The sequence below is a fragment of the Streptomyces sp. NPDC001502 genome, from assembly GCF_042894785.1.
Taxonomy (GTDB): domain Bacteria; phylum Actinomycetota; class Actinomycetes; order Streptomycetales; family Streptomycetaceae; genus Streptomyces; species Streptomyces kutzneri.
In genome coordinates this window covers 282,174-295,933 of the sequence record NZ_JBIAVW010000007.1, presented here as the reverse complement: position 1 = coordinate 295,933, position 13,760 = coordinate 282,174, and the positions used below count along the sequence as shown (strand labels likewise).

Genomic DNA, 13,760 nt, shown 5'->3' with positions numbered 1-13,760 from the left:
CCACGCCGCGCTCCAGGCCGTGCTCCGGGCCGGATATTGGGATGCGGGCAGGTCAGGGCGGGTCGTAGGGTCGATGCCCGTGGAACCACTCACCGAGAAACAGATCCGCTCGTCCTTCGTGAACTGCACGAAGGGCGAGGCGGCGCGGCTGCGGCTGCCGCTCGACTTCGCCGAACTGCCCTGGAAGGACCTGGACTTCCTGGGGTGGGTGGACCCGGGAGCGCCCCTGCGGGCGCATCTCGTGCTGCCCCGGGAGGGCGGTGGCGGTCCGCTGGGCATCTCGCTGCGCGTACCGGCCGTCGGCCGCACCAGCGTGGTGAAGTCCAGCCTGTGCCAGATCTGCCTGACCGGTCACGCCTCCTCCGGGGTCACCCTGCTGGCCGCCCCGCTGGCGGGCGCCCGCGGCCGCGAGGGCAACACGGTCGGCACGTACATCTGCGCGGACCTCGCCTGCCCCCTGTACGTCCGCGGCAAGCGGCAGCCGAAGCTGCGCGCCGGGCGGTACGAGGAGTCCCTGACGCTGGACGAGCGGCTCGCCCGTATGTCCGACAACCTGGACGCCTTCGCGGCCCGCGTCACCGCCGCGTAGCAGGGCCGAAGGCCCCCGCGGACCTCAGGTCCGGTCTGCCGCCGGATGGTGGTTGCCCTGCAGGCGTGCGAGGTCCGATGGGCGGACCTGGATGACGAACAGCGCGATCAGTGCTCCGACCAGGGTGAACAGGGACGCCACGACGAAGGCCGCGCTGATGCCCGAGGTGAGGACCTGGTCGCCCCACGGTTTGGGGAGCTGTCCGGTGCGCTGGAAGAAGGCCTTCTGCACCGGGCCGGCGGTGCTGAGGAAGTCCGGGATCTGCTGCTTGGCCTCGTTGCGGCTCGCCGTGCCGTAGACGGTCACCAGGATCGACAGGCCCAGCGAGCCGCCCACCTGTTGCATCGTGTTCAGCAGTCCGGAGGCCGCTCCCGACTCCCGGTCGGTGACGTTGGACAGGGCCATCAGCGTCAGCGAGACGAACTGCAGGCCCATGCCGAGGGCGAAGAGGAGCATCGGGCCCAGGATGCTGCCGAGGTACGTCGAGTTGACGTCGGTCTGTGTCAGCCAGGCGAGTCCGGCCGCCGAGGACAGCGCGCCGGTGACCATGAAGGGCTTGGGGCCGAACTTCGGCAGCAGTTTCGCGGTGATCGCGGCGCCCACGGCGATCACCGCGCTGACCGGCAGGAAGGCGAGGCCGGCCTGGATCGGGCTGAAGCCCAGCACGATCTGCACGAAGAGGGTCAGGAAGAAGAACATGCCGAAGATCGCGCAGGCGAGCATGAGCATGATGCCGTAGGTCCCGGCCCGGTTGCGGTCGGCGAACATGTGCAGCGGGGTGATCGGCTGCGGCGAGCGCCGTTCGTTGAGGACGAAGAGGGTCAGCAGGACCACGGCGGCGCCGAAGGAACCGAGGGTGACCGGGTCGCGCCAGCCCTCCTGGGACGCCCTGATGAAGCCGTAGACGAGCGAGACCATGCCCAGGGTGGACAGCAGCGCGCCCGCGAAGTCGAAGTGTCCCGGGTGGCGTTCGGACTCGTGCAGGACCTTGGTGGCCAGCACGGCGATCACGATGGCGATGGGGACGTTCACGAAGAGCACCCAGCGCCAGTCGAGCCATTCGACGAGGATGCCGCCCGCGAGGAGTCCGATCGCGCCGCCGGCGGCCGAGACGCCGGCGAACACGCCGAACGCCCGGTTGCGGGCCGGGCCTTCGCGGAAGGTGGTGGTGATCAGCGCGAGGGAGGTCGGCGAGGCGATGGCGCCGCCGACGCCCTGAAGGGCGCGTGCGGCCATCAGCTGGCCCTCGTTCTGGGCGAGTCCGCCGAGCAGCGAGGCGAGCCCGAAGAGCAGGACGCCGAAGATGAAGACGCGTTTGCGGCCGAGGATGTCGCCGGTGCGGCCGCCGAGGAGCAGAAGTCCGCCGAAGGCGAGGGTGTAGGCGTTGACGACCCAGGAAAGGCTCTCGGTCGAGAAATCGAGAGCGGTCTGGATGTGCGGCAGCGCGATGTTCACGATCGTGATGTCGAGAACCACCATGAGTTGGCAGGAGGCGATGACGAACAGGGCGAGTCCGCTGCCGCTTCCCCGGACCTTGCCTTCGGTCCCGCTGTTGCTCGGCGATGCGTTCGGATCCACCTTTTCGACGCTAAGCCCGCGCCTCTGGGGTCACCACTCGAACAGCCTAGTAATGGTGACATTTCACATGTCACACTACGATCATGGATGACTTCCTCAGGCTCTCCGCGAGCACGGCCCGCTTCACCTACGGCGCCCCGCGCGCCTTCTCCTTCGGGGACGGCGGCCGACTGCTCTGGTTCCTCCGGTCGACGGGCCCCACCGACGCCTTCGACTCGCTCTGGGTGCTCGACACCACCACCGGCGCCGAGACCCGGCTCGCCGATCCCCGCGAACTGTGCCCCGAGCCCGGACCTCTCCCCGTGGCCGAACGCCGGCTGCGCGAGCGGACCCGGCTCGTCGCCGCCGGCATCGGCTCGTACGCCCTCTCCGGCGACGGCCTGCACGCCGTCTTCGCGCTGTACGGGCGGCTCTTCGAGGTCGCCGCGGGCGGAGCCGGAACACCCAAGGAGATCCCGGCCGCCGGACCCGCGCTGGACCCGCGGCCGAACGCCGACGGCTCGCGCACCGCGTACGTCGCCGACGACGTCCTGTACGTCGCCCCGGGCGGCCGGATCAGCCCGGACGACGGGGCCCGCTGGGGCCTCGCCGAATTCGCCGCCGCCGAGGAGCTGGGCCGCCACCGGGGCCACTGGTGGTCCCCGGACGGGGTCACCCTGCTGGCCGCCCGCGTCGACGAATCCGCCCTCCAGCGGCGCTGGTTCGCCGACCCGGCGCACCCGGAGCTGCCGGCCGAGGACTTCGCCTACCCCGAGGCCGGCGGGCCCAACGCCGACGTCCAGCTGTGGGTGCTCGGCGACGGCGGGACCCGGATACGGCTCGACTGGGACGCCGGCACCTACCCGTACGTCTCCGACGCGGGCTGGGAGTCCGCCACCGAGATCCTGCTGACCGTCCAGGACCGGCTCCAGCGATGCGTCCTGCTGCTCTCCGCCGACCCGGCCACCGGCCGCACCCGGGAGCTGTCCCGCACCACGCACCCGCAGTGGGTGGACCCCCTGGTCCCCGGCACCCCGGCCCGCCTCGCCGACGGGCGGATGCTGACCTCCGCCGACACCCCGGGCGGCGCCGCCCGCGCCCTCGCGGTGGACGGCGAACTGCTGACCGGGGACGGCATCCAGGTCCGCGCGGTGGCCGGGGTTCACGAAGGCCTGCTGCTGATCGAGGCGGGCCTGCGCGACCCGTCCGAGCAGCAGGTGCTGCTGCTGGACCCGGCCACCGGGGAGCTGACCCCGGTCGCCGACGGGCCCGGCGTGCACACCGTGGCCGCGTCCGCCGGGACCCTGCTGCTGACCTGCGCCGACGCCGACGGGGTACGGCGCACCGTACGCACCCCCGACGGGCGGGAGTTCACCCCCGCCGACCTGTCCGAGCCGCTGCCCCACCGGGTGGACGCGATCCTGGAGCGGGTCACCGAGCACGGCATCCCCACCGCCCTCGTACTGCCCCGCGACCACGTCCCCGGCCGGCGGCTGCCCGTCCTGGTCGACGGCTACGGCGGCCCCGGCATGCAGGACGTCACCGCCGACCAGCGCCGCCGCCAGCACCGCCAGTGGTGGGCCGACCAGGGCTTCGCGGTGGTCACCATCGACAACCGGGGCACCCCGTACGTCTCCCCCGCCTACACGCACGCCATGTACCGCGGCTTCTCCGAGGTCACCCTCGACGACCAGATCGCGGCGCTCCAGGCGCTCGCCGCCCGCCACCGCGACCTCGACCTCGGCCGGGTCGGGGTGCGCGGCTGGTCGTACGGCGGCTACCTCGCGGCCATGGCGGTGCTGCGCCGCCCGGACGTCTTCCACGCGGCGGCCGCCGGGGCCGCGCCGACCGACTTCCGGCACTACGACACGGCGTACACCGAGCGGTACCTGGGACTCCCGCAGGAGCAGCCCGAGGTGTACGAGCGGGACTCCCTCATCCCGGACGCCCCGCAACTGTCCCGCCCCCTGCTGCTGATCACGGGCCTGGCCGACGACAACGTCCACCCGTCCCACACCCTGCGCCTCTCCCAGGCGCTGACGGACGCGGGCCGCCCGCACCAGCTGCTGGCCCTCCCCGGCGTCACCCACATGACCCCGGGCGGCACCCGGGAGAAGCTGATGGCGCTGGAGCTGGAGTTCTTCCGCCGCGAACTGGCCTGAGCACCGTCCCCCGCGCCCCGCCGGCCCCGACACCGGCGGGGCGGTCAGGGCTGCGGGGCGAAGACCATCCGGATCAGGGCGGTGACGACCACGGCTGCCACCGGTGCGTACCACCAGCGCCGCAGCCGGCCGGTGTTCACGCAGACGGCCGTGACCGCGAGGGCCAGGAGTTCCACCGCCAGGCCGAACCCGGCCATCAGGCGCGCCGTATCCGTCACCGTACGGTCCCAGGGCCCCTCGGACTCGGTGAGCAGCGCGTTGAGAACGAAGAAGCCCGCCACGGTGTGCAGCACCAGCAGGAGGGCCGCCGCTCCGGCCGTCACCGCGCGCAGCGGGTTCCGGAAGGCACTCGCGGACTCCGGATCAGCGTTCATGACCGCGACCCTAACCGGCGGGGTCCGCACCGTACGGCGGTGCCCCGAAGACGCCTTCGGCTCCGGGGCACCGCCGCTTCCCATGGGTCCCCGTCAGTCACCAGGGAAGTGGCAGGCCACCTCGCGGGCGGCGGCGGGCCGCAGCGGCGGGCGGTCGGTGCGGCAGATCTGCTGCGCCTTGGGACAGCGCGGGTGGAAGGTGCAGCCCGGGGGTGGAGCGGCCGGGCTCGGCGGGTCGCCGAGCAGCACGATCCGCTCCCGCCGCCGTTCCGCCGCCGGGTCGGGCAGCGGTACGGCGGACAGCAGCGCCCGGGTGTACGGGTGCTGCGGGTCCTCGTAGAGGGACTTCTTGTCCCCGATCTCGACGATCCTGCCGAGGTACATGACGGCGACCCGGTCGCTGACCCGTTTGACCACCGACAGGTCGTGGGCGATGAACACGTAGGCGAGGCCGAGCTCCGCGCGCAGCCGTTCCATCAGGTTGACGATCTGGGCCTGGACGGAGACGTCCAGCGCGGAGACCGGCTCGTCGGCGACGATCAGCCGGGGGCTGGTGGACAGCGAGCGGGCGATGCCGATGCGCTGGGCCTGGCCGCCGGAGAACTCGTGCGGGTAGCGGTCGATGTGCTCGGGGATCAGGCCGACGAGCTCCATCAGCTCGGCGGCGCGGTGGCGGGCGTCCCCCGCGCTCCAGCCCTGCACCAGCAGCGGATCCGAGATGATCCGGGCCACGGTCTGGCGGGGGTTGAGGGAGGAGTGCGGGTCCTGGAAGACCATCTGGATGTGCTTGCGCAGCGGGCGCATGGCGGACGGGGAGAGGCGGCTGATGTCCTTGCCCTCGAAGGCGACCCGGCCCGAGGTGGGCTCCAGCAGCCGCACCAGCATCCGGCCGGTGGTGGACTTCCCGCAGCCCGACTCCCCGACCAGGCCGAGGGTCTGGCCGGCCGCCAGGTCGAAGGAGACCCCGTCGACGGCGCGCACGGGCGCCCCCCGGCGCCCGGTCACGGATCGCCGGCCGGGGAAGGTCATGGTGAGGTCCTGTACGGACAGCAGCGGTGTGGCGGTGTCGGTCATCGGGCCGCCTCCTGGGCGGTACGGTCCCCGGCGAAGTGGCAGGCCACGGTCCGCGCGGGGCCGTCCCCGAACGCCGCCGGTTCCGGGCGTACGCCGGTGCAGCGCGTCCTGCGGTCGTCCGGACCGGCGGCGGCCACGGGGCAGCGCGGGGCGAAGGCGCAGCCGGGGGCGGGTGCGAGCAGGGAGGGCGGGGAGCCGGGGATGAAGGGCAGGGGGACGTCGTCGGCGGTGTCGAGGCGGGGCAGCGAGTCGAGCAGGCCCCGGGTGTAGGGATGGGCGGGGTCGGCGAACAGCTCGTCCGCCGGGGCCTGTTCGGCGGCCCGGCCGCCGTACATGACGAGCACCTCGTGGGCGACGCGGGCGACGACGCCCAGATCGTGGGTGATCATGACGACGCCGAGTCCGCGTTCCTGCTGGAGCCGGGCGATCAGTTCCAGGATCTGCGCCTGCACGGTGACGTCCAGCGCGGTGGTCGGCTCGTCGGCGATCAGCAGGTCGGGCTCGCAGGCGAGGGCCATGGCGATCATGGCGCGCTGGCGCATGCCGCCGGAGAACTGGTGCGGGTACTCCCGGGCGCGGCGGGCCGGTTCCGGGATGCCGACCTCGCCGAGCATGTCGACGGCGCGTCTGCGGGCGGCTGCCCGGCCGGCCTTGAAGTGCACCCGGAAGTGCTCGGCGATCTGCTCGCCGACCGTGTAGTAGGGGTGCAGGCTGGAGAGCGGGTCCTGGAAGATCATGGCCATCCGGCGGCCCCGGACCTTGGACAGTTCCCTTTCCGGCAGCCCGGTCAGCTCCCGTCCGGCGAGGGCGACGGATCCGCCGACCTCGACCGGGCCCCGGTGCAGGCCCATGACGGCGAGCGAGGTGACGGACTTGCCGGAGCCGGACTCGCCGACGATTCCGAGGGTACGTCCGGCCTCGACGGTGAAGCCGATCGAGTCGACGGCCCGCACGGTCCCGCGCCCGGTGGTGAAGGTGACGTGCAGGTCGCGTACTTCGAGAAGCGGAGCGGCCGCGGCCATTCAGTACCTCACCCTCGGGTCGATGACGGCGTACAGGAGGTCGACGAGGAGGTTGGCGACGACGATGAAGAAGGCGGCGAGGAGGGTGACGCCGAGGACCACGGGCTGGTCGGAGTTGACGAGGGCGCCGTAGAACAGCCTCCCGATGCCGGGGAGTCCGAAGATGGACTCGGTGATGACGGCTCCGGCGAGCAGTCCGCCGAGGTCCATGCCGAAGATGGTGAGGATCGGGGTCATGCCGGAGCGCAGCCCGTGTTTGACGACGACCGTGCGCTCGGGCATGCCCTTGGCGCGGGCGGTGCGGATGTACGGCTCGGCCATCGCCTCGATCATCGAGCCGCGGCTCTGGCGCGCGTACATGGCGGCGTAGAGCAGGGCGAGCGCGATCCAGGGCAGGGCCAGGTTCGCGGCCCAGGCCGGCGGGTTGTCGGTGAAGGCCTGGTAGGTGGGGTAGGGCAGGAGGCCGGCGACGCGGATGACGCCGTAGATGAGCATCACGGAGGTGAAGTACACGGGAAGGGAGGCGGCGGCGACGGCGCCGACCATCAGGGCCTTGTCGGTGGCGGAGTCCTTGCGCAGGGCGGCGGTGACCCCGGCGCCGAGGCCGAGGAGCAGCCACAGCGCGGCGGCGCCGACGGCGAGGGAGGCGGAGACCGGGAGCCGGTCCATCAGCAGGTCCCACACGGGCAGCGAGTTCTCGTAGCTGTAGCCGAGGCAGGGGAAGTCGCACGCGACGGCGTACTGGCCGGTGCCCAGGGTGCGGCCGGTGAAGATGCCGGTGAGGAAGTCGGTGAACTGCCGCCACAGCGGCTGGTCGAGGCCCAGGTACGTGCGTACGTCGGCCAGGCGTTCCGCGCTGCAGGTCTTGCCGCAGGCGGCCGCGGCCGGGTCGGCGGGCAGGACGTAGAAGATGAGGAAGGTGACGGCGGCGATGGCGAGGAGCACGCCGGCGAGGGCGAGGAGCCGGCGGCCGAGGTAGAGGATCAACTGCGGCCGCCCCTCGGGTCGAGGATGTCGCGCAGGGCGTCGCCGAGCAAGGTGAAGGCGAGCACGGCGAGGAAGAGGAAGACGCTGGGGATGACGAAGTACATGGGGTCGGTCTCGTAGTAGGCCACGGACTCGGCGATCATCTGGCCCCAGGAGGGGGTGGGCGGGCGGACGCCGACGCCGAGGTAGCTGAGGGCGGCTTCGGTGCTGATCATTCCGGGGATCAGCAGGGTGGTGTAGGCGATGACCGGGCCCGAGACGCCCGGGAGGATGTCGCGGGTCAGGATCCGCCAGGGGCCGGAGCCGCCGACGCGGGCGGCGTCGACGTACTCGCGGTGTTTGAGGGAGAGGGTCTGGCCGCGGACCACGCGGGCGACGCCGGGCCAGCCGAAGACCCCGATGACGGTGGTCATCAACACGATCCGGTTGACGTCCTTGGCCACGGACAGCATCGCGATCATGAAGATCAGCGAGGGGAAGGACATGGTCAGGTCCATGAGCCGGGACAGGATCGTGTCGGTGCGGCCGCCGAAGTAGCCGGCGGCGATCCCGGCGGCGGTGCCGGCGACCACCACGATGGCGGTGGCGGCGAAGGCGATCAGGAGCGAGACCTGGGCGCCGTTGATCACGCGGGCGAACAGGTCGCGGCCGGTGACGGGTTCGACTCCGAGCCAGTGCTCGGGGCTGATCCCGCCGAGGGTGCCGAGGGGCTGTCCCCCGAGGTAGGGGTCGATGGCGGTCTTGTCGAACTCGTTCGGGGACCAGCCGCCGAGGGCGCCCAGCCAGGGGGCGGTCACGGCCATGAGGACGAAGAGGAGGACGACGCAGAGGCTGACGCGGACGGCGGGGCGGCGGCGCAGTTCCTGCCGGGCGAGCTGCCAGGGACTGCTGCCGGGCGCTGCCGCGGGCAGGACCGTGGCGGCATCGGGGACCGGGGCCGGGGCCGTGCCGGAGGCCAGGGCCGTGCCGGAGGCCGGGGCCGTGCCGGAGGCCGGGGCCGTGCCGGAGGCCGGGGTGCTGCCGGAGGCCGGGGCCGTGCCGGAGGCCGGTGTGCTGCCGGGGGCGCGGGCGGCACCTGGGGCCGGGGGGCCGTCGGGCTCCAGGGGTGCCCGGTCGTCCGGGACCGGTGCGGTGGTGGTCATGGCTGCGGGGATCCTTCGGGCCCTCAGCCCTGGCTCTTCGAGGGGTCCTTGAGGCCGACGGTCCCGTAGTCGATGGTGCCGGTCCACACCGGGTGGCCGAAGGCGCCCGCGATGTTGGTGCCGACGAGGAGCGGCTTGCGCTCCAGGAGGAGCGGAACGTTCGGGGACTTGGCCATCAGGGCGGCGTCGAGGTCGATCCAGGCCTGGTTGGCCTGCTTGGCGTCGGCCATGGCGTTGATCTCGTCGATGCGCTTCATGACCTCCTCGTCGCGGAACTGGCTGTAGTTGCCCTGGTTGCCCTTCTCCTTGATGGTGCGTCCGTCGAAGACGAACGGGATCCAGGTGGAGCCGGAGGGGTAGTCGGGGCACCAGCCGGTGAGGGTCATGTCGGGGGTGGTGGAGAGGTCGCCGATGACGTCGTAGTAGGCGCCCGGGTCGACGGTGTCGATGACGACCTCGACGCCGGCGCGGGACAGGCCCTGCTGGATGGCCTCCGCCTTGCCCTTGTCGCCGGTGGAGACGGCGAGGGAGACCTTCAGGGTCTCCTTGCCGGCGGCCTTGAGGAGTTCCTTGGCCTTGGCGGGGTCGCCGGCCGGGGCGATCTTCAGGACGTCGGCCTGCTTGCCGCCGGAGAGGGCCGGGGGCAGGTAGGCGGTGGCGATCTCGTTGAGGGCCGGGCCGCCGCCCGCGGTGATGACGGCCTCCTTGTCCACGGCGTACTGCATGGCCTCGCGGACCTTCGGGTCGTTGAAGGGGGCGCGGGAGTTGTTCAGGTGGAGCATCTCCGTACAGCCCTGGGACTCGGCGAGCAGCCGGGCCTTGATCTCCGGCTTGGGCAGCACCTTGGGGGCGCTCTCGGGGCGCATGTCGGCGTACTGGACGGTGGAGGCGTCGGCGCCCTCGCCGGCGATGATCCGGTCGTCGATCTGGCCGCCCTTGAGGCCCATGACCACCACGAAGCGGTCCGGGTAGGCCTTGCGGACGGTGTCGGTGCCCGGGTCCCAGTGCTCGTTGCGGACCAGGACCAGCTTCTTGTCACGGTCGTACGACTCGATCTTGTACGGGCCGGAGGAGAACGGGCGGGCGTCGTACTGGGTGCCCTTCTCCTGGGACTGGGGCACGGGGGCGAAGGTCGGCAGGGTGGCGGTCGCGGAGAACTCGGCGACCGGGCGCTTCAGTTCGAAGACGATCGTGCGGTCGTCGGGCGTCTTGACGGAGTCCAGGTGCTGCCCCTGGAGCGGGCCCTTGTAGCCCTCGGTCCCGGCCAGGTACTGGGCGGCGTAGTCGGGGCCGCCGGTGAGGTCGGGGCTGAAGGAGCGCTCGACGTTGTACTTGATGTCCTGGGCCTTGACCGGCGTGCCGTCCTCGTACTTCACGCCCTCCTTGAGGGTGAAGGTCCAGGTGCGGCCGCCATTGGAAGGGGTGCCGAGGTCGGTGGCGAGGTCGGGGACCAGCTCGCTGCCGGGCTTGCCGGGCTCGGCCTTGAAGGTGACGAGCGTGCGGTAGAGCAGCCGGGTGCCGAAGTCCATGGTCGGCATGGTCCAGTTGCGGGCGGGGTCGAGGTGCGCGAAGTCCTGGTTGGACAGGACGGTGAGGGTGCCGCCCTTGACCGGGGTCCCGCCGAGGATCTTGCCGTCGTTGGCGGCGGCGGGGTTCACCCCGGAGGCGGCACCCTCCTTGCCCTTCTTGGTGTCGGAGCAGCCCGAGGCGCCGAGTGCGAGAGCTGCCACCAGGGCGGTGGCGAGGGCGAGTTGGGTGCGCTTGGTCATGGTCACTCCAGTGAAGGGCCGCGCTCTAGGATGTGACCGGTAACATAGTAATGTGAAATTGCACTGACAAGGGGTTGGTGCCGCCGTTATCCAGCCGTGTCCAAAACGGCCGGGCGGCGCGTCGGCGCGACAGCCGGCCCGGCGGGCGGGAACATGCCGGGTGTGATCACGCAGGCCAAGGCCACGCAGCCGAGCAGGAGTTCACAGCGTCGGGAGTCAGGACCGCCGGCGCAAGGGCGGCGGGATCCGGGACGCCGGGAGCCGGGGCGCCGGGACTTCCTCACCGCGATGGGGGCCGCGGCGGCCACCTTCGCGCTCGGGGTTCCCGCACGGGCCACCGCCGATGCCCGGGACGCCGCCACCGCCGCCGAGTACGTCGACGTCCAGCTCCTCAACATCACCGACCTGCACGGCTATCTGCAGGGCGCACCCGGCAGCAACTCCGTCATCGTCGGCAACGGCGGCCGCAGCTACACCGTCGGCGGCGTCGCGTACATGGCCGCGCACCTCGAACGACTCCGCGACGGCCACCCCAACTCCCTCTTCTTCACCCCCGGAGACGCCTTCTCCGGCTGGGAGTTCGACGCCGCGGCCTTCGCCGACGAGCCGACGATCGAGGCCCTGGGCCGCATGGGGCTCGACTTCGCGACGGCTGGCAACCACGAGTTCGACAAATCGCCCGCCATGCTCCAGCGCCACATGGAGCAGGGCATCCCGTTCCCGGTGGAGGGCCGCGACACCTCCTTCACCGACTCCTCCGGCCTGCGCTTCCACGGCGCCGACTTCCGCTACTACAGCGCCAACCTCGTCCGGGGCCAGGACGGGCAGACGGTCCTGCCCGCCTACAACATCGAGCGGGTACCCACCGCCGACGGCCGGGAGCTGCCCATCGGGTTCATCCACCTCACCGCCGTGGGCAGCGAACGCTTCCCCGGCTCCTTCCAGCCGGGCCTCGCCACCCTCGACGACGTCGCCACCGCCGACCGCTACGCGGCACTGCTCAAGAGCCAGGGCGTGAACGCGATCGTGCTCAGCCTGCACGACGGGGCGGTGGCGGGAGCCGACTTCAACAGCGGCGTCGACCCCTCGGGGCCGGCCCTCGACCTCGCACTGCGCGTCTCCCCGGACATCGACGCGATCGTCACCGGGCACTGGCACACCCGGTTCAACATGATGGTCCCCGACCCGAACGGCGTCCCCCGCCCGTTCGTCGAGGCCGGCTGCTACGGCCAGGTCATCAACGAGATCAACCTGCGGCTAGACCCGCTCACCGGCCGGGTGATCCGGGAACTGACCGTGTCCACCAACCACCCCAACACCCGTGACATCGCCCCTCATCCGGAGCTGCAGGAGGTCGTCACCTACTGGGTGGGGCAGGCGGCCGCGCGCGACCGGTCAGCGGTCGGGCGGCAGAGCGGCTCGTTCCTGCGCACCCGGAACACGGCGGGCGAGAGCACCATGGGCAACCTGGCCGCCGACTGGGCGCTGTGGGCGGGCGGCAGGCCCACCGATCCCGAGAACGACGCCAACATCCACCCCAACGTCCCGGCCCAGCTCGCCGTGGTCGCCGTGGCGCCCCGGGTCGGCCAGGCGATCATCGCGGGGGACCTCGTCCTGGACCGGGCCTCGGGCGGCACCGTCACCTTCGGCAGCGCCTGGCGGGCCATCGGGTTCGGCGATCCGATCGTCAGCGCGTGGGTGACCGGGCAGCGGATCCACGACGCGCTGGAGGAGCAGTGGACGACGGCGGAGAGCGGCGAACTGCGCTTCGCCCCCCTCGCCGTCTCCCGCAACGTCCGCTACAGCTTCGACGCGCGGGGTCCGGTCGGGGACCGGGTGCATCCCGCGGAGGTCTTCATCGACGGCGTCCCGCTGGACCTCGGCCGCAGTTACCGGCTCGCCGCCCCCTCGTACACGCTCCTGGCGAGCGACGGCTATCCGGCCCTCTCCGAGTTCCAGGAGCCCTACCGGCACCAGCGGGACTTCGAGAGCTTCGTGGCGTACGTACGGGAGACGGCGGTACTGACCCCGCAGCCCAGGGGGCGGGTCACGGCGGCGAACGCGAGCAGCGCGGCGGGCGCCGTGGGCGCCGTGGTGGACCCGCCGGTGCTGCTCCTGCCCGACGGCACGCCGGTACCGCGCCCGGAGGCGGCGATCATCTCGGCGGACCGGCCGCTGCCGGCCCGTGGCGGCGGCCGCCCGCCCTGCTGATCCTCCGCGGTCACCCCGAGGCCACCGGAGCGCCCGTCCACTCCGCCCGTCAGGCGGCCAGCGCTCCGCCGAGGACGGGAAGATTGCGCACCACTGTCCACAGCGCGATCACGACGAGGATCGCACGCGGCCCCCGCCAGGGAGGGGCAGTGCGCCGGGTGGCCCTGCCCGTGACGGCACGCAGCCACACGAAGGCGGCGCACGGCAGTACCACGACCAGGAGCAGGTTGTAGTCCGCCGCGGCCGCCACATGGGCGTGAAGGAGCTGGTACAGAGCGCGCAGACTGCCACAGCCCGGACAGTCGAAGCCCGTGAGAGCGCGGAACGGACAGCTGGGGAACCGGCCGGGGCGTGCGGGATCGGCGCGTCCTACGACAACGGCGACCGCTGCGAAAACGCCGACGGCGAGCCAGGCGTCGCGGACACGGTTCGGCGTGCGGGCCCACGAAACAGGGCGGAGGGCCAGGAAGCGCAGCCTGTTCACGGCGGTGGCAGCTACGTGGTGGTGCTCGTGTCGGCACCGAGGCCGATGAGGAAGAGGAGCACCCACATGAGGCAGCCGGCGACCACACTCACGATCACCCAGAGCCTCGCCTTCCGCGCCGATTCGGCGGCACCCACGGCATCACCCGCCTTCCACTTCTCCGAGACCTGCGAGGCGAAGACGATGGCGGCGATTCCCGTCGGCAGGAAGCAGAAGAGCGTGACGAGGATGGCGCCGGTCAAGTACGTCTCCGGCGCTCGCGGTTGCCCTGAGTGCCACTGAGGGGGCGGGGTTTGGGGAGGCTGGTACGGGGCTTGGGGAGGCTGGTACGGCGGCGGGGACTGCGGTGGCGGCGGGGACTGCGGTGGGAGGAGCGGGTCCTGCCAGGA

General features: G+C 72.1%; 12 protein-coding genes. 3 read left to right on the top strand and 9 right to left on the bottom strand.

What is annotated here, in order from left to right; translation table 11 throughout:
* Positions 1-79: 79 nt before the first annotated feature.
* Positions 80-589: an FBP domain-containing protein gene (locus ACFY0D_RS14865; protein ID WP_301365578.1), complete on the top strand. Its 510-nt coding sequence runs from the start codon at positions 80-82 to the stop codon at positions 587-589.
* A gap of 24 nt (positions 590-613) precedes the next feature.
* Here ACFY0D_RS14865 and ACFY0D_RS14860 read toward each other — a convergent pair whose 3' ends face one another.
* On the bottom strand, positions 614-2,167 hold the full coding sequence (locus ACFY0D_RS14860) for an MFS transporter (protein WP_390798707.1): 1,554 nt from the start codon (positions 2,165-2,167) through the stop codon (positions 614-616).
* Between the two features lie 83 nt (positions 2,168-2,250).
* On the opposite strand from ACFY0D_RS14860, the gene ACFY0D_RS14855 reads away from it, so the two are divergent.
* Positions 2,251-4,308, top strand: coding sequence for an alpha/beta fold hydrolase (locus tag ACFY0D_RS14855; RefSeq protein WP_390798706.1), 2,058 nt, complete (start codon positions 2,251-2,253; stop codon positions 4,306-4,308).
* A 44-nt stretch (positions 4,309-4,352) separates the two neighbouring features.
* Here ACFY0D_RS14855 and ACFY0D_RS14850 read toward each other — a convergent pair whose 3' ends face one another.
* From ACFY0D_RS14850 to ACFY0D_RS14825, 6 genes are all read right to left on the bottom strand, one after another.
* Entirely contained in the window at positions 4,353-4,682 is a 330-nt protein-coding gene (locus ACFY0D_RS14850) for a hypothetical protein (protein WP_390798705.1), read from the bottom strand.
* 93 nt (positions 4,683-4,775) lie between these two features.
* A complete protein-coding gene (locus tag ACFY0D_RS14845; protein WP_390798704.1) occupies positions 4,776-5,756 on the bottom strand; it encodes an ABC transporter ATP-binding protein in 981 nt (326 codons plus the stop codon).
* The gene (locus ACFY0D_RS14840; RefSeq protein WP_390798702.1) at positions 5,753-6,778 is read right to left on the bottom strand and encodes an ABC transporter ATP-binding protein; all 1,026 of its coding nucleotides are present in this window, start codon (positions 6,776-6,778) and stop codon (positions 5,753-5,755) included. Before ACFY0D_RS14840 ends, ACFY0D_RS14845 begins: the two co-directional genes overlap by 4 nt.
* Positions 6,779-7,765: an ABC transporter permease gene (locus ACFY0D_RS14835; protein WP_390798701.1), complete on the bottom strand. Its 987-nt coding sequence runs from the start codon at positions 7,763-7,765 to the stop codon at positions 6,779-6,781.
* Entirely contained in the window at positions 7,762-8,907 is a 1,146-nt protein-coding gene (locus ACFY0D_RS14830) for an ABC transporter permease subunit (protein WP_390798700.1), read from the bottom strand. The genes ACFY0D_RS14835 and ACFY0D_RS14830 overlap by 4 nt, the downstream gene beginning before the upstream one ends.
* Before the next feature lie 23 nt (positions 8,908-8,930).
* Entirely contained in the window at positions 8,931-10,676 is a 1,746-nt protein-coding gene (locus ACFY0D_RS14825; protein ID WP_390798699.1) for an ABC transporter substrate-binding protein, read from the bottom strand.
* A gap of 288 nt (positions 10,677-10,964) precedes the next feature.
* Between ACFY0D_RS14825 and ACFY0D_RS14820 the strand changes: the two genes are divergently transcribed.
* Positions 10,965-12,887: a bifunctional metallophosphatase/5'-nucleotidase gene (locus ACFY0D_RS14820; RefSeq protein ID WP_390798818.1), complete on the top strand. Its 1,923-nt coding sequence runs from the start codon at positions 10,965-10,967 to the stop codon at positions 12,885-12,887.
* Positions 12,888-12,936: 49 nt separating this feature from the next.
* Here the strand turns inward: ACFY0D_RS14820 and ACFY0D_RS14815 are convergent, their stop codons facing one another.
* Complete coding sequence (locus ACFY0D_RS14815) at positions 12,937-13,371, bottom strand: DUF2752 domain-containing protein (RefSeq protein WP_390798698.1); 435 nt, start codon at positions 13,369-13,371, stop codon at positions 12,937-12,939.
* Positions 13,372-13,382: 11 nt separating this feature from the next.
* Positions 13,383-13,613: a CD225/dispanin family protein gene (locus tag ACFY0D_RS14810; RefSeq protein ID WP_390798697.1), complete on the bottom strand. Its 231-nt coding sequence runs from the start codon at positions 13,611-13,613 to the stop codon at positions 13,383-13,385.
* Positions 13,614-13,760: the final 147 nt, after the last annotated feature.